This window comes from Winogradskyella sp. A3E31 (assembly GCF_046720935.1).
Classification (GTDB): domain Bacteria; phylum Bacteroidota; class Bacteroidia; order Flavobacteriales; family Flavobacteriaceae; genus Winogradskyella.
The window spans coordinates 21505-47071 of record NZ_JBHNWH010000005.1 but is presented as its reverse complement, the minus strand read 5'-3'; the positions used below and the strand labels follow the sequence as shown (position 1 = coordinate 47071).

Annotated in this window: 19 protein-coding genes; 12 read left to right on the top strand and 7 right to left on the bottom strand. The window is 36.6% G+C overall.

Annotated features, from left to right (window positions below; translation table 11 throughout):
• Positions 1 to 55 precede the first annotated feature (55 nt).
• Positions 56 to 550, bottom strand: coding sequence for a hypothetical protein (locus tag ACFEMA_RS07375; protein ID WP_411767443.1), 495 nt, complete (start codon positions 548 to 550; stop codon positions 56 to 58).
• A gap of 244 nt (positions 551 to 794) precedes the next feature.
• Here ACFEMA_RS07375 and ACFEMA_RS07370 point away from each other — a divergent pair, with 244 nt between their 5' ends.
• Together ACFEMA_RS07370 and ACFEMA_RS07365 are read left to right on the top strand one after the other, a co-directional pair.
• Positions 795 to 3632 carry an ATP-binding protein gene (locus tag ACFEMA_RS07370; RefSeq protein WP_411767442.1) on the top strand — a complete coding sequence of 946 codons (2838 nt, stop codon included), beginning with the start codon at positions 795 to 797 and terminating at the stop codon, positions 3630 to 3632.
• Positions 3633 to 3651: 19 nt separating this feature from the next.
• On the top strand, positions 3652 to 4227 hold the full coding sequence (locus ACFEMA_RS07365) for a c-type cytochrome (RefSeq protein WP_411767440.1): 576 nt from the start codon (positions 3652 to 3654) through the stop codon (positions 4225 to 4227).
• A gap of 1 nt (position 4228) precedes the next feature.
• Here the strand turns inward: ACFEMA_RS07365 and ACFEMA_RS07360 are convergent, their stop codons facing one another.
• Positions 4229 to 5191 (bottom strand): phosphoribosylaminoimidazolesuccinocarboxamide synthase, encoded by a 963-nt coding sequence (locus ACFEMA_RS07360; RefSeq protein ID WP_411767439.1) that lies wholly within the window; start codon positions 5189 to 5191, stop codon positions 4229 to 4231.
• 9 nt (positions 5192 to 5200) lie between these two features.
• The gene (locus ACFEMA_RS07355) at positions 5201 to 6157 is read right to left on the bottom strand and encodes a PhoH family protein (protein ID WP_411767438.1); all 957 of its coding nucleotides are present in this window, start codon (positions 6155 to 6157) and stop codon (positions 5201 to 5203) included.
• 110 nt (positions 6158 to 6267) lie between these two features.
• Between ACFEMA_RS07355 and ACFEMA_RS07350 the strand changes: the two genes are divergently transcribed.
• From ACFEMA_RS07350 to ACFEMA_RS07315, 8 genes are all read left to right on the top strand, one after another.
• A complete protein-coding gene (locus ACFEMA_RS07350; protein WP_411767437.1) occupies positions 6268 to 7104 on the top strand; it encodes an S-adenosyl-l-methionine hydroxide adenosyltransferase family protein in 837 nt (278 codons plus the stop codon).
• Positions 7105 to 7117: 13 nt separating this feature from the next.
• Complete coding sequence (locus tag ACFEMA_RS07345; RefSeq protein WP_411767688.1) at positions 7118 to 7414, top strand: putative quinol monooxygenase; 297 nt, start codon at positions 7118 to 7120, stop codon at positions 7412 to 7414.
• 97 nt (positions 7415 to 7511) lie between these two features.
• Positions 7512 to 8240, top strand: a complete 729-nt coding sequence (gldF, locus tag ACFEMA_RS07340) for a gliding motility-associated ABC transporter permease subunit GldF (RefSeq protein WP_411767436.1) — start codon at positions 7512 to 7514, stop codon at positions 8238 to 8240.
• Complete coding sequence (locus ACFEMA_RS07335) at positions 8237 to 8731, top strand: hypothetical protein (protein ID WP_411767435.1); 495 nt, start codon at positions 8237 to 8239, stop codon at positions 8729 to 8731. The genes gldF and ACFEMA_RS07335 overlap by 4 nt, the downstream gene beginning before the upstream one ends.
• The gene (gene gldG / locus ACFEMA_RS07330) at positions 8718 to 10388 is read left to right on the top strand and encodes a gliding motility-associated ABC transporter substrate-binding protein GldG (RefSeq protein ID WP_411767434.1); all 1671 of its coding nucleotides are present in this window, start codon (positions 8718 to 8720) and stop codon (positions 10386 to 10388) included. The genes ACFEMA_RS07335 and gldG overlap by 14 nt, the downstream gene beginning before the upstream one ends.
• A 193-nt stretch (positions 10389 to 10581) precedes the next feature.
• Complete coding sequence (dnaN, locus tag ACFEMA_RS07325; RefSeq protein ID WP_411767433.1) at positions 10582 to 11700, top strand: DNA polymerase III subunit beta; 1119 nt, start codon at positions 10582 to 10584, stop codon at positions 11698 to 11700.
• Positions 11701 to 11819: 119 nt separating this feature from the next.
• A complete protein-coding gene (locus ACFEMA_RS07320) occupies positions 11820 to 12020 on the top strand; it encodes a hypothetical protein (protein ID WP_411767432.1) in 201 nt (66 codons plus the stop codon).
• Positions 12021 to 12026: 6 nt separating this feature from the next.
• Positions 12027 to 13094 carry a proline iminopeptidase-family hydrolase gene (locus ACFEMA_RS07315; RefSeq protein WP_411767431.1) on the top strand — a complete coding sequence of 356 codons (1068 nt, stop codon included), beginning with the start codon at positions 12027 to 12029 and terminating at the stop codon, positions 13092 to 13094.
• Positions 13095 to 13175: 81 nt separating this feature from the next.
• Here the strand turns inward: ACFEMA_RS07315 and ACFEMA_RS07310 are convergent, their stop codons facing one another.
• On the bottom strand, positions 13176 to 13538 hold the full coding sequence (locus ACFEMA_RS07310; RefSeq protein ID WP_411767430.1) for a DUF4870 domain-containing protein: 363 nt from the start codon (positions 13536 to 13538) through the stop codon (positions 13176 to 13178).
• Positions 13539 to 13636: 98 nt separating this feature from the next.
• Here ACFEMA_RS07310 and ACFEMA_RS07305 point away from each other — a divergent pair, with 98 nt between their 5' ends.
• Entirely contained in the window at positions 13637 to 14734 is a 1098-nt protein-coding gene (locus ACFEMA_RS07305; protein ID WP_411767429.1) for an acyloxyacyl hydrolase, read from the top strand.
• Positions 14731 to 15477 carry a head GIN domain-containing protein gene (locus ACFEMA_RS07300; protein ID WP_411767428.1) on the top strand — a complete coding sequence of 249 codons (747 nt, stop codon included), beginning with the start codon at positions 14731 to 14733 and terminating at the stop codon, positions 15475 to 15477. Before ACFEMA_RS07305 ends, ACFEMA_RS07300 begins: the two co-directional genes overlap by 4 nt.
• 3 nt (positions 15478 to 15480) lie before the next feature.
• On the opposite strand, the gene ACFEMA_RS07295 is transcribed toward ACFEMA_RS07300, so the two are convergent.
• The 3 genes from ACFEMA_RS07295 to ACFEMA_RS07285 form a co-directional block, all read right to left on the bottom strand.
• Entirely contained in the window at positions 15481 to 16251 is a 771-nt protein-coding gene (locus tag ACFEMA_RS07295; RefSeq protein WP_411767427.1) for a DUF547 domain-containing protein, read from the bottom strand.
• 129 nt (positions 16252 to 16380) lie between these two features.
• Positions 16381 to 17355, bottom strand: coding sequence for a type IX secretion system membrane protein PorP/SprF (locus ACFEMA_RS07290; protein ID WP_411767425.1), 975 nt, complete (start codon positions 17353 to 17355; stop codon positions 16381 to 16383).
• A gap of 56 nt (positions 17356 to 17411) precedes the next feature.
• The gene (locus tag ACFEMA_RS07285) at positions 17412 to 25559 is read right to left on the bottom strand and encodes a T9SS type B sorting domain-containing protein (RefSeq protein ID WP_411767424.1); all 8148 of its coding nucleotides are present in this window, start codon (positions 25557 to 25559) and stop codon (positions 17412 to 17414) included.
• Positions 25560 to 25567 lie beyond the last annotated feature (8 nt).

Below are 25567 nucleotides of genomic sequence, written 5' to 3'. Positions count from 1 at the left end.
TACTACTATCGAAAACCAGCTCCTTCCTTACACAAATAATAGCGCGTTTAATATGTTAATCGCCAATTGCCGGGTTGTGTGCTGCGAAAATACCATCAGGATTTTCTAAATCTGTCCAGACATGTAACTGCCATTGCCCTAAGGCTTCATTAAAATGCCACTCATCTTCAGAGCCTGTAAAGCCTTCTGGAGCTGATCCTGGATTGTCTGGGTCTTCTGGTAAAATGGCGTACTCTATGGCCACCATCTGCATATTTCCATTACTGTCTGGCACATAAAGAATCACTTCCGGATTCATTAAATCGAAGGTGGTATCTATTATAGCAGGATTAATGTAGTGATGTCCCATGTTTGGCACATAGCCTGAAGCATCGAATCGGCCTTCGTTGGTTGCAACATTAACGTCTGCATAGACAGATGTTGCAGCTGTTACTTGATTTACTTCTACTTCCCAAGCTTCTGGAGCTGGTGTGTTGTCATCATCGCTTGAACAATTAAATGCCAAACAACTCAATACTGCTAAACTTAAAATTTTGACTTGTGTTTTCATCGGAATACGTTTTTATTGATTGATACAAAGCTGATATTTATACCAATGAAGGATTAAAATTAATGTCGCAATGCTTAGCACTATTGTTTCAGAATACCAGATAAATTAATGGATGCAACATGAGTTACAGTCTATGAAACAAAAGTGTTAGTGCTATTGATTCACAATCTTGAATTTTGAAGTGCACATTCACTACTTAAGAATTTTTAGTACCTTTTTAGTGGGTTAGAAAACGAGCCAATCGATGAAACAGTATTTTTCTTGTATCCTATTCCTCTTTGCTTTAACTCTTATGCATACACAAGAGGTGTATCACTTAGATACAAAATATCCTGTTCATGAAATTGATAGGTATTTAAGAGTATATACAGATTCTTCTCAAACTTTAACTGTAAACCATATATTAAAAGACACTTCTAGTTTGTATTTAAAAGGGAATGAACTTCCAGGATATTTTCATGGTCAAAAATTACTTTGGGGAAAATTACGTTTACGCACTAACGATAGCCTTAAAGGCTGGACGCTTCATTTCATAGATATTTTTGCTGGAGCTCCAGCCTGGGTAAAAGGTAATGGAAAAGTGGATATTTATGCGTTTGTAAATGAAGCTCTTATCTTTCATAAAAAAGCTGGCTATGGTTACAGTAAGAACGAGCGTGATATTTCTGAGAACTGGGTGTTAAATCGAATACGCATGGATGACTTCCCGTTGCACAAAACAGTGACCTTAATAATAAAAGCTGAAGGTAGCAAATTTGGTTATCCACCTTTCTTTAGATTGAATATTAGAGGGCCTTCTCAACCTTTTTATCATGAATTAAATCAATTTAACACAAGTTTTTTTATTTTCATGTTTGGCGTCACTTTTATTATTTTACTATATCATGTACTTCAATACATGTATTTGAAAGATCGCATTTTTCTATTTTTTTCGTTATGGGTATTTGTCTGTTGTATGACCGTGTTGATGGCTACTGGTGCAATTCTGGACACAGTGCATCGTTTTGGTTTCGTTTTTTGGATGTTTTTCTCCAATAGTGTTTACTTTCTTTTTTGGTTTTTTGGGCGATCGTTTATACAATCTAAAACTAAATTTCCTTTACTAGATAAATTTATTTTAGGCTTAGCATTATTTATGATTCTAGAAATTTTTGTTGTAATCCTTTTAGTTGTATTTACATCTGCACGACCAAGTTTTCTGGCTGTAGGACTTCATGCAGAGATACATGTCTTTACAAACATTGCAGCTCTAATTTTGAGTGTAGTTATAGCGACTAGGAAGGACAATTTTGCAAGATATTTTGGTATTGGTGCTAGTATAGGACTGATGCTATTGTTATATGGAAGTGTATGGGCTGCAGGATGGATAGGGTATCCAGGTTTTGATGCACACTCGTGGGGAATATTTGCTCAAATTGTAATCTTCTCATTTGGCATTGCTTATCGGCGTCAAGTATTAAATAAGGCCAATGAAGCCGAACGTCTTGAAGCACAAAAAACCTACGCTGAAATGCAACGCGTTAAAGATTTAGACGAAGTAAAAACAAAGTTCTTTGCTAATATTAGCCATGAGTTTAGAACACCATTATCCTTAATATCTGGTCCATTACAATTTGCAAAAAAATCTAAAACATCAGAAAATGGTGATGTGGTGCTTTCTAAAAAATCAGTAGATATTATAAGTAATAATGCAGACCGACTTCAACATTTAATAGACCAACTTTTAGAATTGTCTAAGTTGGAAAGTGGTAATATTCATTTAAGCTTAAAACAAGGTGGATTGATTCAATTTGTAAAGTCTATTGTGTTTTCATTTGAGAGTATGGCAGAACGCTCTAATATCAGTTTAATAACTAGTTTTCCTGAAGAAATAGATATCGCATTTTACGATAGGGATAAACTGCAAAAGGTACTGAGCAATTTTATGTCCAACGCCTTTAAGTTTACATCTAAAGGCGGCATGGTGAATTTTTCTCTTAGGTACGACGACTCACATTATACCATTGTGATTTCTGATACGGGTATAGGGATGTCCGCTGAAGAAATGAAGCATGTGTTTGAACGGTTCTATCGTAGTGAAAGTACGGAGACTAAAGGTTCTGGTATTGGGTTGGCATTAACAAAAGAAATTGTAGATATTCATAACGGACAAATCAATATAAACAGTCGTAAAAGAGAAGGAACTACGTTTAAAGTTCGACTTCCTTATACTATGGAACATCTACCAAAAGATATCGCCATGGTTGTTGATTCTAATACCGTAGAATACTCAGAAACTACTATAGAGGACTTTCTCGACGAATCGAAAGTTAACACAAAGGTTATTTCGTCCAAGTCAAGTGATAAATTGATATTGATTGTTGAAGATAATTCGGATCTACGGGATTTTATAACAGATATTTTAGGTGAAAATTATCAGCTTTTATTAGCTGAAGATGGACTGCAAGGTGAGCGCATGGCCATAGAACATATTCCTGATTTGATATTGTCTGACGTGATGATGCCAAAAAAAGACGGCTACGAAATGTGCCATTCACTCAAGCTAAATACCAAAACAAGTCATATCCCAATAATTCTATTGACAGCAAAAGCGGGGCATAATAATAAAATGGAAGGCTTAAACCAAGGTGCAGATGTTTATTTGACGAAGCCCTTCCATGCTGAAGAATTATTGGTTAATATTCAGAATCTTATTACGAATAGAGAACGTCAGTGGAATTACTTTAAAGCGTCGGATTTAACCAGTGTAGAGAATTTAGAACTCTCCAATTTAGATGATCAGTTCTTACAAAAATCAGCCGCATTTATAAAAGAGAATTTAGACAATGAAGGGCTTAGTGTAGAGGATTTAGCTGCTGCAGTAGGCTTTAGCCGTTCACAATATCATAGAAAATTAAAAGCTTTAGTGAATAAATCTGCAAATCAACTGATTGTTGAAATCCGACTTAACGAGGCTCATAAAATGCTGAAACAAAAGGAAGGCTCTGTATCCGAAATCGCATATTCAGTAGGTTATACTAACCTTTCCTATTTCACAAAAAGCTTTAAAGATAAATTCGGAAAACTACCGAGTAAAGTATAATAACTAAAATTGTTCTATTATGAAATCAATGCTCACTTTAGCCCTTGTGCTACTACTTTTTTCAAACTGCAAAAATGAAAACACAGAACCAGCTCAAGTAGATTATGAGCAAGAAGAAGTCACTGAAGACACCTCAAAAGAGCGCGGAAAGTATTTAGTAACGGCAATGGACTGTAATGCCTGCCATACTCCAAAAATGATGACCGACCAAGGACCACAACTCGATATGAGCCGATTATTATCTGGCTACCCATCGGATAGACCTAAGGCAACTTTCGATGGTGACATTGTATCAAAAGGCGTATTATTCCCCCATCCAGATTTAACAGCTACCATGGGACCATGGGGCATCTCCTTTGCTGGAAACCTAACCCCAGACGATACAGGTATTGGTCTTTGGAGCTTAGATCAGTTTAAATTAGCAATGCAAAAAGGCAAATACAAAGGATTAGAAGGTAGTAGATTATTATTGCCACCAATGCCTTGGCAGACGTATGCAAGTCTCAATGATGCAGATATTGAAGCGATATACAATTATCTAAAATCCATTAAGCCTATTGAAAATATTGTGCCTTCGCCTGTAAAACCAGAATAAGCTATTGTGATAGATAATTCAGCACATTAGTTTCAATACGGGTCTGAATATTTGAAACATCAGCTTTAACAAAGGCTTCTCCTGTTATGTTTTCATAGAGTTCAATATAACGCTCACTAACGGTTTCAATATAGTCGTCGGACATTTCAGGAAGAGTCTGCCCTTCTAGCCCTTGAAAATTATTGGAAATCAGCCACTGGCGTACAAACTCTTTGGATAGTTGTTTCTGGGATTCTCCTTTTGCTTGACGTTCTTCATAACCATCTGCATAAAAATAGCGCGATGAGTCTGGTGTATGGATTTCATCAATCAATACAATTTTACCGTCTTTGGTTTTTCCGAATTCATATTTGGTGTCAACCAGAATTAAACCACGTTCCGCTGCGATTTCCGAACCGCGCTGAAATAATTTATAGGTATAATCTTCTAAAGTGGCATAATCGGCATCAGAGACAATACCTCGCTTAAGAATATCTTCACGAGAGATGTCCTCATCGTGCTCTCCCATTTCCGCCTTTGTTGCAGGCGTTATAATTGGTTGAGGAAACTTGTCGTTTTCTTTCATGCCGTCTGGCATAGATACTCCGCAAAGTGTTCGTTTACCGGCTTTATACTCCCGCGCAGCATGGCCGGACATATAACCTCTAATAACCATTTCTACCTTAAACGGCTCACACAAATGACCCACGGCTACATTGGGGTCTGGAGTTGCCACCAACCAATTAGGCACAACATCTTCAGTTGCCTTCATCATTTTAGTCGCTATCTGGTTTAAGATTTGGCCCTTATACGGAATACCCTTGGGCATCACAACATCAAAAGCACTTAGACGGTCAGTAGCGACCATGACTAAGAACTTTTCATCAATATTATAGACTTCCCTAACTTTTCCTTTATACAATCCTTTTTGATTTGGAAACTGGAAATTAGTATCAGTAATTGTTTTGTTAGCTATACTAGACATTATTACGACTTAGGATTCTCTATTTTCAATACTCTTGTAGGCTTCGATGACTTTCTTAACCAATTTATGACGGATGACATCCTTATCATCTAAGAAAATAATGCCAACACCATCCACATTCTTTAGAATTAACAAGGCTTCTTTTAACCCAGAAATGGTACGACGTGGTAAATCAACCTGACCGGGATCACCTGTCAATAAAAACTTGGCGTTTTTACCCATACGGGTTAAAAACATCTTCATTTGGTTATGGGTCGTATTTTGTCCTTCATCCAGGATGACAAAGGCATTGTCTAATGTACGTCCACGCATAAATGCCAACGGTGCAATTTGAATCGTCCCATTTTCAATATAGTTCGCTAATTTTTCAGCCGGAATCATATCTCGTAATGCATCGTATAAGGGTTGCATATAAGGATCTAGCTTTTCTTTAAGATCACCTGGTAAAAAACCTAGGTTCTCTCCCGCTTCTACTGCCGGGCGTGTTAAAATGATACGTTTTACTTCCTTCCGTTTCAGGGCTTGTACAGCCAAAGCAACTCCGGTATAGGTTTTCCCTGTTCCAGCAGGACCAATAGCAAATACCATATCGTTTTTGCGCATACTCTCTACTAGTCGACGTTGGTTAACGGTTTGAGCCTTGATTAATTTTCCATTAACTCCATGGACAATGACTTCTCCACTTTGGTCAGAGGTATTATAATCCTCACTACTTTCGCTAGTTAACACACGCTCAATAGAATTTTCATCAAGTTTGTTATACTTGCTAAAATGAGTCATGAGCATGGTCATACGATTGTCAAATTCTTCGAGATGGTCTTCGTCACCAAAGGCCTTAATTTTATTACCTCTTGCGACAATTTTAAGTTTAGGGAAGTATTTTTTTAGTAGTTCGATATTGGCGTTTTGGGCGCCGAAAAATTCCTTAGGTGAAATTTCTTCAAGTTCTAAGATGATTTCGTTCAAAAGCTATTTTAATTTAGTGAATATATCTGTTAAGTTTTATTAGTTTTGTGTCTCAACAAATCTAATAATTTTAATACTCAGTACCCCAAAAAAATATCAACAATCAACTGATGCCAATAATAACATTAACGACTGATTTTGGAGAAAAAGATCACTTTGCAGGAGCTATAAAAGGGGCTGTTTATAGTGAGCTTTCGGACGTTAAAATTGTAGATATTTCTCATTCTATTTCGCCATTTAATATAGCTGAAGCCGCATATATTATTCAAAATGCCTACAAAAGTTTTCCAAAAGGCACGATACATGTTATAGGAATTGATTCTGAGTTAAACCCTGAAAATAAGCATATTGCAGTCCATTTAGATGAGCATTACTTTATATGTGCTAACAATGGTATTATGAGTATGATCTGTCAGGAAATTGCTCCTGCTAAAATAGTTGAGATTAATATCCATGATAAAATAGAAACGAGCTTTCCGGTGTTGGACGTTTTTGTAAAAGTAGCATGCCATATTGCACGTGGAGGTACCTTGGAGGTCATCGGAAAAGTTATTAACACTATAAAACCAATTAAGAATTTGATCCCTTTTGTCAACGATGAAAAAAATCAAATTATAGGAAGTGTTATTTATATAGATAATTACGGTAATGTTATCACTAATATTACCCAGAAATTTTTTGAAAACATTCAAAAGACAAGAGGTTTTGAAATTTCTGCGCGCAACTATAAATTCAAAACAATCCATACCAAATACAGCGATATTGTTAATTTTGAAATCCCAGAAGAAAAGCGTAATGACGAGGGCCGTGGATTGGTGGTCTTTAACGCTTCAGGATATTTAGAAATCGCTGTTTATAAAAGCAATAGTGATACGGTTGGTAGTGCTTCTACACTCATGGGATTAAGAGCTTTAGATACCGTAACAGTCACCTTTGATAAGATATAGCATGCAAGAAACGTTGTTAGTAAGAATTGTAAAAATGAGTTTTCAACCTGAAAAGATTGATGATTTCTTAAGTAATTTTGAAGCCAACAAAGAAAAAATTAGAAATTTTGACGGGTGTCAGCGGTTGGAATTACTAAGAGCAAGGCACAATAGCACTATCTTTTTTACGTATAGTTATTGGACGTCTGAAAACCATTTGGAAGCCTATAGACATTCTGAATTATTTAAGAGCGTTTGGGCAAAGACAAAACCTTTGTTTAATGATAAACCAGAAGCCTGGAGCGTCGATAAGGTCGCTTCGCTTATGTGAGAGGTTAGAAGATAATAAGGGACAAGAAACAAGAGATAAGAGATAAGAGATAAGAGATAAGAAATCAAAACTATTACCAAATACTGAATACTAATTTATGTTCGCCGTACTTAAAAAAGAAATAAACACATTTTTTGCTTCCCCTATCGGTTATTTGGTGATTGCCGTCTTTTTGGTACTTAACGGACTGTTTTTATGGGTATTTAAAGGTGAATTCAATATTTTAGATAATGGCTATGCTGATATTTCATCTTTCTTTTTACTGGCTCCTTGGATACTTATTTTTTTGGTACCCGCAGTTACGATGCGCAGCTTTAGCGATGAACGAAAACAAGGCACTTTAGAATTGCTTTTGACCAAGCCAATTTCCCACTTACAAATTGTTTTAGGTAAATATTTTGGTGCGTTAGTCCTTGTAATCATTGCTATCGTTCCAACATTACTTTATGTGTACACAGTATATCAACTTGGAAACCCTATCGGTAACTTAGATGTCGGCAGTACTTTAGGGTCTTATTTTGGGCTGTTGTTTTTAGTGGCCTCTTATACAGCCATTGGTGTTTTTGCCTCTAGCCTTTCTGACAACCAAATAGTCGCTTTTATTGTAGCCATATTTATTTGCTTCTTTTTCTACTTTGGATTTGATGGCATAGCAAACTTTAACCTCTTTGGAAATAACCTATATTTTGAAAATTTAGGGATGCAATCGCATTTTAAAAGTATGAGCCGTGGTGTGTTAGATACACGGGATTTGATTTATTTTCTGAGTATAGCCGCTTTCTTTATCATTCTAACTAAGCTAAATATAAAATCCTATAAGCGATGATTATAACCCCAGTTTTAGTCATAGCAATGCTTGTAGTTTTTATACTACTGTTTTTGTTTTTAAACACAGTAGATAAAAGGAAATGGCTTACCATACTTATTAGTCTTGTGTTGACCCCATTTGTGTATTTTTATTTGGTATATCCATTTATAAATATTGTAAGCAGTTACCATCATCAAAAGTATTTTAACGCTGAAGCTTGGGTAGAAAAACCTGCTTTGCGTTACGAATTAATAGACCACACCATTGAAAGTGACACCTTGATTGGCTTATCCAAAGCCGATGTTGAAGGCCTCTTGGGAAAGCACGAGTGGTTATCTTGGGATGATGCCAAAAAGCAACATGACGAAAATCGCTGGAATTATGGTTTGGGTATTGAACCAGGAGCTTTCAATGACCAAAAGAATAATATTGAGATCACCTTTAAGGCAGATACAGTTTTTGCGCTAAGAACCTATAAAGAACCTATAACATTCGATGCTGAAGAATAAGAAAAATAGTATTATAGTTGTTGTCACTGTTGTTATCTTAATAGGAATCAACCTTCTGAGCAATTCAGTATATCAGCGCTTTGATCTTACGGAAGATGGACGTTATACGCTATCCGAAACTTCAGAGACGATTGTAGAATCTGCTGAATCGCCACTCATCATTGATGTGTTTTTGGAAGGAGACCTACCCGCTGAATTTAGATTACTTCAAACTGAAATAAAACAGCTTATTGAAGAATTTCAGACAATCAACCCAAGGATTAAAGTCAATTATATAGATCCACTCGAAGATGAAGCTACGCGTGAGCGAAACATCCAGGAATTGACACGTAGTGGATTAGAACCCTACGTCAATAGTCAACAAGTAAGTGGCAAGGTAACACAAGAACTCATTTTTCCATGGGGATTTGCCAGTTATGGAGATGAAACCGTAAAAATTCCATTCTTAAAAAAGAGTCTTACAGTAGATTTACAGGGACAAATTGTTAATTCCATTCAGCATTTAGAATATGCTTTTGCAGATGCGTTCAACAAGATTATTAAACCAAAAACCAAAAAAATTGCAGTTTTAAAAGGCAATGGGCAATTAGACGATATTTATGTGGCTGATTTTTTAACCAGTGTAAAGGAAAACTACAATATTGCTGCATTTACTTTAGATAGCGTATCGACAAATGCAGTAGGAACTTTAAAAAAGCTCAAGGAGTTTGATTTAATTATATCTGCCAAACCAACACAACCGTTTACAGAAGAAGAAAAATTGGTTTTAGATCAATTTACAATCAATGGTGGTAAAAGTCTTTGGTTAACGGAATCCATTATTATGGAACAGGATAGCCTTCTTAATCCAACAGGAAGTTCCGTGACTATAGCGAGAGATTTAAACTTAAATGATTTTTTCTTTAAGTACGGAGTTCGCATCAATCAAAACTTAGTAAAAGACCTCTACTCCGCCCCAATAACCTTGGCCTTTGGTGAAGGGACTAATGCTCAATTTCAACCCGTACAGTGGCAGTATTCACCATTGGGAACTGCAAATCCAAACCATCCTATTTCAAACAATCTTAATATTATAAAATTCGATTTTACAAGTCAGATTGATACGCTTAAAAACGGCATTTCAAAAAAAGTATTGGTGCACTCTTCAAGTAAGACACAACTTGTGGGACCACTACAATCAGTAAGCCTACCAGGGCCAAATCAAGATTTGGATGAAGCTAATTACAACGGTGGTTCACAAAATTTAGCTGTTCTATTGGAAGGTGAATTTACAAGTGTTTATGACAAACGTATCTTACCTTTTCAGCTAAAGGATTTTAAGTCAACAGGCATATCATCAAAAATGGTGGTTATTGCTGATGGTGATGTCATAAAAAATGAAGTATCTCGCAATAGACCGTTACAATTAGGCTTTGACCGCTTAACGGGTCGTTCGTACGGCAATAAGGAGTTCCTTTTAAATACAGTGAATTACCTTTTGGATGACTCCGGACTTATAAACATTCGTTCTAAAGATGTTAGTGTCGCCTTTTTGGACACTGAACGTATTGAAGATGAGAAAACAAAATGGCAGTTTATTAACATTGTTATTCCATTACTTTTACTCGCTGCTTTTGGATTTGTTTTTAATTATTTAAGACAAAGAAAATACACTTAACCGGATTAAGAATTTATACTCTGAGTTTACGGCTTTGAAAGTAATTTATTGTTAATAAGTTTGTTTTACAAAACCCTAGTATTAAGATATATTTGTAGTAGGATTTGGTAAGCTATACGGTAGCCAATTCTTAAAAAAACTAAACTATTTGACGGTAAAACCGTCTAGCCATTAAACTATTTAACAATAACGGATGAAATTTATAGTATCGAGCACGTATTTACTAAAACAGCTTCAGGTTTTAGGCGGAGTTATAAACAACAGCAATACGCTTCCAATTTTAGATAATTTCCTTTTTGAATTAAAAGAATCGACGTTAACCGTTTCTGCTAGTGACTTGGAAACGACCATGTCTTCTACCCTAAACGTAGAGAGTGATTCTGAAGGAAGTATCGCTTTACCAGCAAGATTATTGTTAGATACTTTAAAAACATTCCCTGAGCAGCCCTTGACCTTTGTTGTTGAAGATAACAATACGGTTGAAATTAGCTCTAACCACGGTAAATACGCCTTGGCTTATGCTGATGGTGCTGAGTTTCCTAAAGCAATTGCTTTAGAAGACCCAAGTACGACAACGATAATGGGAGATATTTTGGCCACAGCCATCAGTAAAACCATTTTTGCAGCTGGTAATGATGATTTGCGTCCTGTGATGAGTGGTGTATTCTTTCAATTTTCTCAAGATAATTTAACCTTTGTTGCAACCGATGCTCATAAGTTGGTAAAATATACGAGAGAAGATGTGTCTGCTACTGAAGTTGCAGAATTTATTATGCCAAAGAAGCCTCTTACACTTTTAAAAGGAATTTTGGCAGGAAGCGAAGATGATGTTCTTATTGAGTATAATGACTCTAATGCTAAATTCATCTTTGAAAATTCCGAATTGGTTTGCCGATTAATTGATGGTAAATACCCGAATTACGAAGCGGTAATTCCAAAGGAAAATCCTAATAAGTTAGTTATTGATAGAACACAGTTTTTAAACTCTGTGCGTCGTGTCAGTATATTTTCTAACAAAACAACGCATCAAATTCGTTTAAAGATTGCTGGTGCTGAGCTTAACATTTCTGCAGAAGATATAGATTATAGCAACAAAGCAGAAGAGCGTTTAACTTGCGATTATCAAGGTGATGATATGCAAATAGGCTTTAATTCTCGCTTCTTAACTGAGATGATTAACAATCTCGGTTCAGAAAATGTACAACTCGAAATGAGTTTACCTAACAGAGCAGGGATTTTAACTCCAACTGACGGTTTAGATGATGGTGAACAAGTGACCATGCTCGTAATGCCAGTAATGCTCAATAGTTAAAACGACACTAGTTTTTTATAGTAAAGCCCAACTTTTTGAGTTAGGCTTTTTTTGTACAGAAAATTCAACTGTCACAAATATTAACTATCTTTCAATTAACTAACTTAAAAACTTTTCAAATGAACAAAACAATTAAAACCATTTTGTTGGTCGTTGGCGTCATCTTAATTGCCTACGGAATTTATAAAGTGGTATCGCCAGAAGCATCAGTAAGCATAGGCGATTTCGGAATTGAAGCACAAGATAATAACGATGCCTATATTACTATTGGCTTAGGGGTCTTGGCTTTATTAGGAAGCCTTATCGCTGGCAAAAAATAGTGTTCTATGAAAGCGTTATTCAAAATTTTTATTCTTTGCGCCTTGTTCTGGGGGTGTAAAACCGAAACAACAGAACCCGTAATGGATGACACCAAAGAGGAAGGACTATTGGTATCAGAATACCACGATCCCTCTGCACATGATGACCAGTTTACTGGAGGCATCAAAATGATTCCAATAGAAACACCAAAAGGCACATTTAATGTTTGGACCAAGCGTATAGGAAACAACCCAAAGATTAAAGTACTGCTATTGCATGGTGGCCCGGGAGCGACCCATGAGCTTTACGAATCTTTTGATGGCTATTTTCCTCAAGAAGGTATAGAGTATTACTATTATGATCAATTAGGATCTTATTATAGCGATCAACCGGACGACCTTTCACTTTGGGAATTAGATCGCTTTGTTGAAGAAGTAGAACAGGTACGTGTTGCCTTGGGACTAAACAAAGATAATTTCTATCTGTTTGGTCAGTCTTGGGGTGGTATTTTAGGCTTACAATATGCTTTAAAATATCAAGATAACTTAAAAGGACTAATCATTTCTAATATGGTACCCTCCATCCCTGATTACCAAAAATACTCTGAAGATGTATTAGCACCACAATTACCAGAAGACATATTAAAGGAAATTATGGATTTTGAGGAACAAGAAGACTATTCTAACGAGCGCTATTTGGATTTAATTGTTAATAATTATTACACCAAGCACGTCATAAGAATGCCTGTAGATCAATGGCCAAATTCAGTCAATAGAACCTTTGCACATTTAAACCCTGATGTTTATGTTACCATGCAAGGCCCGAGTGAGTTTGGTATTAAAGGAGATGCTCGGCTTAAAAACTGGGATGTTAAGGATCGACTAAGTGAAATTACAGTACCTACATTAACTATTGGTGCTCAATATGATACCATGGATCCAAAGCAAATGGAATGGTTAGCCAATGAAGTACAAAATGGACGCTACTTACATTGTCCTAATGGTAGTCATTTATCACAATACGATGATCAAGAGCATTTCTTTCCAGGATTGATTGACTTTTTAAAAGATGTTGATGCAGGAGAAGAGTTATAAACCAACCCTTACTAACCAAAAAAAAACAAAAAACGCTCATCCTAACGGTGAGCGTTTTTATTTACCTCATTAATAAAATAACTAACTAACAAAATTAAGAGATAATGGGTAATATGGTGTTTCTTTATTGCTTGCTTTTATAGCATTGATAATAGGTAGAACAAAAGATACAATACCTAATAGGATTAGTAATAGAATCCCTAATCCAAATAAAAGGATCAATGGGATGCAGATTATAGCATAAACAATAAGGCTCAACTGAAAGTTAATGATAGCCTTTCCATGGTCATCCATCTCTTCTACCTTGTCTTTTTGTGTTGCCCAAAGAATCAATGGCACTATTAGTCCACCAAAACCTGTTAAGCAAGTCAATAATTGAGCTAAGTGTGTGATAACCAATAATTGGTTGTCTTCTCTCTTTAATGTATAATAATTTGATTCCATGCCTATTGGACGATCTGTTTTTTTTTTTGTTACATAAAAAATATAAAAATTTATTTAGAAAAAAGAATTTGAGTACTTTCAACAGCTGTAACCGACTTATGAAATTATCGACTCCCTTTCTTCTAATTATTCTGTTTAACCTCTGTGGTGCCCAAACTGTAGAGCAAAAACCTGTTTCTTTTGACTTTTCTCCATTTTACGGCACCATCATGGAACACAATCCAGATATTTCTCATCTTATAACCGATCATCCAACAGGTTTCATTTTTAGTTATAATCGAAAAACTTATGGCTTTAATGAGTGGGAACGTCGTTACAATTACCCGGATTGGGGGTTTTCTATGACCTACCAAGATATGAAGAATGAATACTTGGGTGAGAATATTGGATTATATAGCCATTTTAATTTTTACTTCTTAAATCGAAGCCTAATGTTTAGGATTGGCCAAGGTATTGCCTATACATCAAATCCGTATGATAAATACGACAACTATATCAATAATGCTTATGGTTCTAGTTTGCTAAGTTCTACTTACATTATGTTCAATTACACCAAAGAGAATATTTTTAAAGGATTTGGACTGCAGGCTGGGATGACCATTATTCATTATTCCAACGCCAATGTAAAAGCCCCAAACAATAGTACAAATACGTTTGCCTTTAGTATTGGCGCAAACTATGTGTTGGATGCAGAGGAATTCCCTGATTATATTCCAGAAGGAGAACGCACTAAATATAGTGAACCTATAAAATATAATGTTGTATTTAGAAGTGGAGTCAACGAAAGTGATATTGTTGGTAGTGGGCGTTTCCCTTTTTACACCTTTTCTGCCTTTGCAGACAAGCGTATCAATCATAAAAGCACACTATTGGCAGGAACAGAATTGTTTGTTGCTCAATTTCTTAAGGAATATGTAAAGCATCAATCCATTGCCTTCCCAGAATCTGGTATTACAGCAGATCAAGACTATAAGCGTTTAGGGCTGTTTGTGGGACACGAATTGCGTTTTAATAAAGTTGCTTTTATAACACACTTAGGGTATTATGTGTACTACCCTGTAGATTTTGAAGGTCGATTGTATAATCGATTAGGCTTGAAAAGGTATTTTTCAGATAAAATATTTGGTGTGGTTAATGTACATTCACACGGAGCCAAAGCTGAAGCCGTTGAATTTGGAATAGGTTTGAGATTATGAAGAAATTGATATATATACTTACCGTCATTGTCTTTTTTGGATGTAATTCTGAAAACAGTTTAGATTGTTTTCAAACTGCAGGGGAAACAATTCAAAAATCTTTTGATCTTGAATCATTTTCAAAAATTGTAGTGTTTGAACGTGTCCAGCTTATTATTTCACAAGGGCCACAATCGATACTATTAGAAACAGGTGAAAATCTTGAAAACGATATTTCTATAACCGTTAGCAATGACCAACTCGTCATTAAAAATGATAACGCTTGTAACCTTGTACGAGATTACGGTATCACAAAGGTTTTTGTCTCCACTCCTACTCTTACTGAAATTAGAAACAGTTCTGGATTAACAGTATTAAGTGAAAACACGTTGAATTTTCAAGATTTAAGTTTAATCTCTGAGGATTTGGAAGAAGAAGATGCTTTCCACACCGATGGTGATTTTGACTTGGACCTCAATGTTGAAAACCTCACCATTACACAGAATAATCTAAGTAATTTCTTTCTTCGAGGAAATGTAACGAATTTAGATCTCAACTTTTTGTTTGGAGATGCCCGTTTTGAAGGTCGTAACTTTATTGTAGAACATGCAGATGTGTACCACCGTGGCACTAATGACATCATCATTAATCCACAACAATCACTAACTGGTCAATTGTTAAGTACTGGTGATATGATTGTCACCAACACTCCTCCAATAGTTGATATGGAAGTGCTATACACAGGGCAAGTTATCTATGAGTAAGTTCTACTCAACATCATTTAAATCCCAATTGTATTCAATATAATTGATTGTTGCTCCAGGATTAATTTTCGTTTCAGAATACTGATTAATGTAATCAATAATTGTTTCTGAGTGTTGAAGGAAGTCACTTTTATACCACTTAAAAATCTCTGACAATTCAGCTTTATTTGAAGAAATAGCATTCTTTTCTGAGTTAATAAACTCCGTTGCTGCTTGGTTCATCAATTCTTCGACATTTTCAGCCGTATATGCATCTCTCATCAATTTAGGACAAGAAAACGAGGCACAATTAATGGCGAAATGAATACGAGGTTCGTTCATTTTTTGTAGAATCCCTTTTTCGATATCAGCTAAAGAAAATTCTTTATCGCCAATAAATATAAAGTTCTTTAAAAATGGTGAAATGGTAGCATCGACATCCTTAATGCTTTTCACAGGATAATTGTCCACAATAAGCTTAATGGTGTTTGCATTATAGACATTAATATAATAGGCCAATAATTCTTCAATACTCCATTCGTTATTAGGCACCTGTTTACTTAAGTAATTGATATAGTCATTTAGTTTGTCACTATCCTCTTTAAAATCCTTGTAGTCTACTAACCCATCACCTTCGACGTTAGCTTTAAGTAAATCATCCCAAGCTGAATGGTCTAACTTGTTTTCAATTTTATCATTATAGGACGTGTCATTTACCTTCTTTACGGTTAATCCATTAGACGATACACAAGAGGTTACTAAAACTATGACTAAGCAAAATAGGAGATGTTTCATTTCTATGTTTTTTACAATATACTTACGAAAATGATTGTTTAGTGGTTCTTTTGCCAAGAACCTTACCCCAAAAGCAAAAAGAGTCTAAACCCTAACGCTTAAACTCTTTTCTGTTGAATTAATCAGCATTTAATTACTTCTATAACTCACACGACTTCTTGTACAAGGACAATTACTGATATCGCGTAAGAAATTCAATCCTATAGTTACCACATGTGTACCTGAGTTATAACCAGATAAATCATTTGTTGTTACTTGATATGCATATCCGAAATAAAATATAGATTGGCTAAAACCTACCATTGGTCCTACATTTAATGGTTTAAGTAACTGATCGTTTAAGAATCGGTACGAAACACCTCCCCAGAAATAGTTGTCATTTCTTCCATATTTTCTAAACTTAAAGTTTAAATCAGTACTAGATCGGCCATCACTAGCAAACAACTGATAGAAAATAGAAGGCTCGTATTCTATACCTCGTTTTCTTCTATCACCCATGGTATAACCTGCATAACCTTGAAAGTTGAACAGCAAGTTTGGTTCAAATTGTCTTTCATTCTCATCAATTTTCTTATCAATGATGTTATTGGCATTGAAACTCAACCAGAATCCCTTATTTCTATACAACAGTCCTGCATCAAAGTTAGAATTCGTTGTCCGTCTATCATCAGTTACATAAGGGTCTATCGTCGGGTTTTCGTAAGTTGTATTAAAATTATTGATATCTATTCTGAAATTATTCACGTTAAAGGATAAACCAAGTGAAAGATATTGCTCAGATTTTTCATCCAATATTAAATGATGTGCAAATGATAATTTACCACCAGTTTGAATGGTATTTCCATTTCTGTCATTATACAGAGAAATACCTAATCCAGATCGGTCTGCAATTCTCACATCTGCATAAAGTGATTGATTATCAGGTGCTCCTTTTATGCCTACCCATTGGGTCAGTCCATTTGCACGTATCTTGAGGTTGTCACCAATACCTGCGTAGGTTGGAGATACCACAAAATTGTTATCTGCCAAGTATTGCGTAAATACTGGTAGGTTCAGCTCTTGTCCATAACTATTACCAATAGCCAAAAGACAGAATGAAGTCATGAGGGTCTTTATAATTTTTGTTTTCATCTTAGTGTTGTACATAGCTATTAAATTAGTTATCTATAAAGCGTAAAGTGTCCGACAAAATCACGCTGATCAACAGTATCATTAAGCCTTACAACATACCAATAGTCACCCGTTGGCAATTCTTTACCATCGTATTTACCGTCCCACTTTTCATCTACATTTAAAGTGGCAATCTTACGACCATAACGATCGAAAATATCAAAAGTCAAATCTCTGTATTGATCGGCACATCCTGGTCCCCAACCATCTAAAACACCATCGCCATTAGGTGTAAAGTAGTTAGGGATGCAGACGTCCACATATTCAAAGAATCCAGAAGCTGAGGCCACACAACCGTTACTATCAGTAACAGTCACAGTATAATTTCCAGATTCATAAATGATAAATATGTTTGTAGTGCCATAAGATTCTCCATTAAGTGAATACTCGTAAATACCAGTACCACCAGTTGCAATGGCTATAATCTCATTAAAGTGATCACCTTCCTGAAGTCTGATTTCAAGAGGCTCATACGATTCTATATCGAAAGGTTCTGTACGTTGGATACATCCATTTGTGTGTCTCACATCCACGTAATGGCCAACTCCCGGAGGTACATCATTAAATGTATTGCTCGTTTGATATGGCCCACCATTTAGTGAGTAATCTAAATCCGCAGGATCATTACTTTCGTCCGTTAGCACAGTAACCGTATTGGTCGATAGATTGTTAACACATGAAAATTCTACAATCGCTTCAGGGTTAATGGTTACAGCTGGTGGGAACGTGATATTCCATTCAGACTCACAGCCTTGTGCGTCTCTAACAAAAACAACGTGGTCTCCGCCGGATAGTCCCGTAAACGTGAATTGGGTTTGGGTAGCAGTTCCTGTTGTATATGTACCGTTGATATCATCCAAAGCAACACTATATGGCAAGGTTCCACCAGAAATTTCAATTGAGAATTCGCCATTCATATCCCCTTCACACACTTCTGGGAACATTGAATTTGGTACGATGCTTAATATAACAGGGATAGCGTCATTAATAGTGACATCAATAATCTCATAACACCCTAATTCATCTTGAACAATAATCTGGTAATCGCCAGGCGCTAAATCATCAAACACAGGCTCTTCAAAGAACTGGTCCATTTGAGGCGAAATCGCATATTTGATAATACCAGTTCCACCAGAAGCGTTTACAGTGATAATACCATCGTTACTACCAGTACAGGTAATATCATTAGTCGTGAAATTGACTAACAGCGGAGCACTTGGCTCAGTAATGGTAACTTGTTCAGAAGTATAATCACAATCTCCACTTTCAACATAAACCTGGTAAGTACCTACAGGCAATCCTGTAAATACACCCGGACTATCTTGAGTAGCACCAGGGATGTCAGTACCAGCACCATCCTGTAAGGTATACACATAGTTACCAAGACCTCCTTGCGCTTCTGCAACAATGACACCTGTACTATCACCAGCACAATTGATTGTTGAATTGGTTGTATCTAATTCTAACGTTAATGGCTCTAATTCTTCTACTTCAATGGTATTGGAAGCATTAGAAGTACATCCGTTAGCATCTCTGACATAATACACATGTGTACCTGGCTGTACGCTAAAGGTCACTGAACTTGTAAATGTTCCAAGTGTTGTCGCAAAGTTTTCAGTATCACTATAGGAATATGTTCCTGTACCACCTGTAGCACTTAATGTCAGCGTTGCATCCGTTAAACACGAAGGTGTTGATGCTAATACTAAATCCACTTCAATTGGCGAAGGTTCAGTAATCGTAATATCTACAGAATTGAAAATACAATTATAGCCATCAGTAACATCTACATTATAAGTTCCTGCACCCAAACCAGTAAATACTGGAGAGGTTTGTGGTCCAGAAGAACTTACTACTGGCGACAATGTATTTAATGTATAGGTGTAATTTGTCCCCTGGCCACCTGTAACATTACTAATTGTAATTGTTGCATCAGTATCTCCATAACACGCTAAAGTTGTTGTACTTGGCGTCACCGTTGCATTTATTGGTGGTGGAATACTTAATATTACATTCTCAGAAGCAATACAGCCTTCAGCATCTCTTACATTAACCGTATAAGAACCAGCAGACAAGCCAGTAAATGTACCATTAGGTGAGTATGCTACTGTTGCAGCACCTGTTAACTCGTATTCATAATCTCCCCATCCTCCACTTGCAACAGCAGTGATTGTACCACTATCATTATCACAAGTCACGCTAGAAGTCTCTGTTGCTGTTAAGCTTAAAGCTTCAAAAGGTGATGAAATAATTACTGTTTCAGTTGCTGAACAGAATGGACTAGCTGTTTCTGTAACGACAACAGTATATGTTCCAGATTGTAATCCAGTTACTGTTTCTGGGTTAGTTGATGTATCTGCAGCAACAATTCCGGTTACAGAAGTATTGGTGCTATCAAAGACGTCATAGGTATAAGGTCCTGTGTATCCGTTTATGGTCATTTCAAATGACCCTGAATTATCTCCAAAACAGACCACCGCTGTCGGAACAGTCGTAAACGTCAATGGCACAGCTTCAGGAACAACAATCTCTACAACATCGGTACAAGAGGTTACTGTATCTGTCATTGTGATGGTATATGTTCCCGCTGGTACACCAGAGATAACGTTACCACTAATACTTATTGAAGCTGGATTAGGACTTATGCTATAGCTATAAGAACCAGATCCACCACTCGGTGTCAAGGTAATTTCACCGTCATCATTGTTACAACTTGGTAACGCTGTGACTTCTGGAATTAAATCTAATGGTGCTAAAATATCAACAGTCACTAAGTTACCACAGCCATTAGCATCACTAACCTCTATGGTATGACTTCCTGAAGCTAAGTTTGTAATGGTAAACGGAGCTGTCATTGCCTGAAATGCTCCACCATCAATACTATACGTATATGGTCCTACACCAGGTGAAGTCATTGTGACATCAATTTCAAATCCACCTTCAATTGCAGTACATTGATTAGTAGTTGAAGCTGCTATAAAAGGCTCTGGGTCAATTGAGATGGTTTCATTTAGTCTTACTTCACAACCATTGGCATCTCTAACTACAATGTCCCAATTCGTTCTTATGCTAGGATCTAAATCGATAACGTTGTTTGGTCCAAAATCAGCTGGTGTCGGAACAAATCCTGGAGCTCCAACTGCATATTCATAAGGTCCAGTACCACCAGTCGTTGTTAAGGTAATTTGCGCATTAGTATTACAATTTGCATTTTCAATATCGGCAACAACAGATGATAAAGGTTGTACAGGTTGTGTAATCTGAAATGGTCGCGACACAGTACACAATGTGCCGTCAGATTCTCTAACAAATAGTGTATATGTACCAGCAGGCAAACCTGTTATAGTGTCACTTACTGGTGCTCCTGTAAGCCCTGTAATAATGCCATTCTGAGCAGGAACAATTGGCATATTAGTCAACTGATCCCTGACTTCATAATATAAGGATGTTACTGAAGCATCGTAATTAGATACCGTGAAACTTACGGTTCCATCACTATCACCAAAACAATTTACATCCGAAGTGGTTAGTGGATCAATTTGTATCGCAGAAATCGTTGGTGTCGTCACTTCAACAATAGAATAACATCCACCACCATCAATCACTTGAAATTGGTAAGTTACCCCATGATCTAACCCATTAAATGTATGGGTTGTTGAAGGTGTTGGTCCAAATGATGTCGCAGGCTGACCAAAAATAGAATAGGTAAATGGGCCAGTCCCCGAAACAACTTGAAGGTCAACAAATGCACCCGTAGCACAAGAGCCCGTAGACGCATTGCCAGTGACATTGATACTTGGTGGTGTTTCAATTCTTACTGGAGCACTACTATATTCGCAACCACTAGCATCAGTAATAGTCACGAAATAATCTCCAAAGTCAAGACCAGAGAAGGTATACGTTGTAGCACTCGTTGAATTTGTAGCTACTTGTGTAAAGGTATTATCATATAAAGTATATGCAAACGGTGCTACACCTCCTGAATTTATGGTTACATCCAAACTACCTAGCACAGTAGGGTTACATTGTATTGGGTTACTAACAATAGACACATCAATAGGTAATGGATCTACCAAAGTAACTGAGCCTGAAACAGTACATTCCAGACTATCCATTACGACGTAATCATAAGTTCCAGCTGGTAATCCACCAAAAATAGTAGTAGAGACAAACGTTGCTCCGCCATCAATACTATAGGTAAATGGTGCCTGCCCTGTTAGACCTGTTAAGGTAATTGACCCATCATTATCTCCATTACATGTTGGATCTGAAGAACTAAGGTTAGCTGTCACAGCTACGGGATCGGTTATGGTAACTATACCTGTTTGTGCAGTACACCCTATATCATCAGTCACTTCAAACTGATAATCACCAGCAGTTGGTGTTGTAAATGTGAATGTGTTTCCACTTACAGTTACTGTTCCAGAACCTTGGATTAAGGTCACAGTATAATGTGGAAAACTTCCAGATATAATTCCTGATATTACAGCATCTGGTGATGCCGTACAATCCAAGTCTTTATCTAATACAACATTAACCGTTAATGGTGGTAATGGTGCAATAGTATACGATTCTATATACGTACAATCATTAGCATCTCTAACTTCAAAAGTGTAGGTTCCGGGTGCCAAACCTGAAAATGTGTTTGATGCCTGGTAACCTATTGCTGCTGATGCTGGAGCAATGATCTGGTAGTCGTAAGGTGCTGAACCACCTGTTACACTTGTTATTGTTACATCCGACGTATTAGAAGGACAGGTAATTGGTGTTTCACTGAATGTCATGTCCGTGATTGGCACCAATTGATCTATAGTTATTGTCCCTGCTATAAAAGAACAATCATTTGCATCTTGAACAGTAACGGTATAGGTGCCTGGTGTTAATCCTGAAAAACTATTTCCAGGTTGAAAATTAACCCCATCAATACTGTAGTCATAAGGTGCTGTACCTCCGGTAACCCCCGTAACGGTAATTGTAGCGTCACTTGTACAGGTATAAGGAGCAGATATGGCTGCCGACCCTGTTATAGGGTCTGGAGCAGTAATAGTTACTAATATTGGTGCTGTGGTACATGGCTGTGGGCCAGTTGTATATTCTACGACAACATCATAATCTCCTGCTGGTAAACCAGTAAATACTGGTGAATCAAAGAATGTAGCGCCATTATCTATACTATACCTCACAGTATTTCCATTGGCATTGGTCACATTGACTGTAATACTACCATCATTTGAATCTGGACAACTTATATCTGTGTGGTTGACATTAAAGTCTGGCTCTTCAATAGCTTCAACGGTAATTGATGTTGTGGCACTACAACTATTAAAGTCATAAACCGTAATGTCATAAGTTCCAGGATCCGTAACAGGATAAACTGGAGTATCCTGTGAAACCGTAGTACTATTGATAAAGTATGTGTATGGTGGTGTTCCACCTTCAGGATAAATAGTTATTTCCCCATCTGTACATGTCAATGGCACAGTTAATGCAGCCGTTACAGATAATTCTGGTGGCTGTATTATTTCTATATCTTCAGTATGAAAACAACCATCATCCGTACTGACTTCTACTGTATAAGTACCAGGATTAAGGTTAGCAAACGTATAGTCACTATCTGGTGTTGGGCCAACACTATTTACCAATGTTCCCCCTTCATAAATACTGTAATAGTATTGTGGCAAGGCGTCATTAACTGCTAATATTATTGTCCCTTGATCATCGTAACAAACTGGTTGAATAACAGTTGATGTTACATTAAAATCACGTAATCTGATATAAACTTCTGGAGTTTCAAAAATACATGGGTTAGTATTTACCCCTATTTGACGGATATAAACCGTATAAAACCCAGGAGTGTTTACAGTAAACACATTAGATGTTTGCCATGGGCCGTTTGGATCTAAACTATACTCATATCCTGATGGTACTCCCCCAACAGTAATCTGTCCTGGTGTTGTACATAGAATATCATTCGCAGTAACCGTTGGCTCTAATAGGTTTGTATAAACGTTAAAATAAAAGATGTTGAAACAACCACCTGGATAATTTATCACTAATCTAAACTGACCAGCTGTATCTGCAACAAAATCTGGACCAGTACCAACTTGGTTCCATGTACATGCATCATTTTCATTAGCACAATCATCAACACCAACTGGTGGACAACTGGTTTCATCTAATTGTTCCCATATAATGGAAACCGCATCACTAATACCAGTAAAAATTTCACGCTCATCATTGGCACCACATAAAAAGATAAGTGGTAACTCTTTTCCATCGTTTGGACAAATTACAACTTCATCCGCATAGGGAATGACTGGGTTGGTTAAATCACTACCATAAGTAATAACATTAAATATTTCTTCAATATCAAGACAATCTGCAATTGTTGAACCTGTAACATAATAGGTTCCTGTTTCTGTAGCCGTATAGGTTTGATTAGTACCAACAACTGGAGTACCAGTTGGACTCGTGGACCATGAATACGTATCGTATCCATCAGCAGCAGTTAAAGTAACACTGTCCCCACAAAGTATTTCTGTGTTTTCAAAATTACAGTTAGAAATATCTACAATAAAGTTTGTAGGCCCTGGTTCACCAAGACATTCTACCGTTGCAAAACTTCCTTCCTCTTCTATTACCGTTGGATTAATAACCCCTTGGTATGTTGCAAAAGCCTGATTTAAAATTTCATTACTACACGCTTGTGCTAAGTCATAACAATTTGGCACAACTTGTACACGAAGCCTAATAACAAACTCTGGATCATTAACTTCAACAGATTCATCAGGAACACTAAAAACAATAGTCCTTGTGCCAGGGTCATAAGACAATAAAGTTGCTCCACCTGCATTGGTTAAGTCAATGTCAGTAGCAGGGTCAAATATGATATTATCTGGAAGGATGTCCGTAATCGTGAAATTAGTCACATCATCATTACCTACATTTTGATAGGTAATTTCATAAAAAACAGTCTGACCTAAAACAACATCATCGCCGTCGATGTCGTTTCCGTTTTCGTCCAATACTATCTTTGTTAAGTCAATGTCTGGCGCAATAATATCTACTGCAAATGCCGTAAAGAAAGCAAATATTGGATCTGCTTGCCCTCTCGCTACCTGTAATCTAAAATCCCCATTGGTATCACCATTTCTAATAAATTCTGGTTCGGCGTTAAAAATTTCTAACATACCAGTATCATAGCCAAGTGTGTTTTGACTGAATGGATTTCTTGGATGTCCTACACCATTATAGTTTTCGATAACAGAACCGAAAAATTTGTTAGCTGATCTAAAAGGTGTGGTAACCTCCTTACCATTAATCTCTAATTTTGTTGCTCTTTTAGTTCTATCTCCATCTAAAGTCCCGTAAGCAAACTGCAAGTCAATTGGACCTGCTGGTGGTGTTGTAAACCCTGAAACAGGAACGGTCTCTTGGTGTCCGTCATAAATATGACTAAATCCATCATAAGTTGTAAATGACTTTGTATGTAGGTTAGGATCTTCGTAAATAACAACTAATGACCAACCAGCAGAAAGTCCTGTAGAATTATTAAAACCTAAACTCGAATTTATATCGGCCATGGTATAGGTTCCTTCAATATCCGTAAGCGTTTCCATTAAATCAGTGACTTCAGCAAAACATGCATAAGGTGTGTTTCCTGGTTCACCCGGTTCAGACACTATTGGGTTTACGATTGCATCATAAATCAACTCCCCATTGATATCGTTATATGTGGAACTACCTGGTAATTTAAATTTTACGTTGGTAATATCTGAACGATCACCACTCTGTAAAACAGCTCCCCAATATAATGCAGCATATGCAACTCGATAACACGTCGTTGGACTTCCATCTTCTTGTGGTTGAAGCACTAAGTCAGCACTACTAGAAGAAAACGTTGAAGTATCACCATCAATATCGATGTATTGCATATCGATGTCTTGGTTGTCCTGAGTTAAATCATTAAAATTTTGGTTGTCTTGCCCTAAGATAGTATTACCAATAACTAGCATACTACCCTTTACATTTACTTGTTTTCTAGGTGTAAATGGCTCATAGGTTTGAGCAAAAGTGCTTAGCCCAATTAGCGCAAATAAAACAACTAATGCAGTTTTTAAATAAGTAGGTTTTTTCATGGCGATCA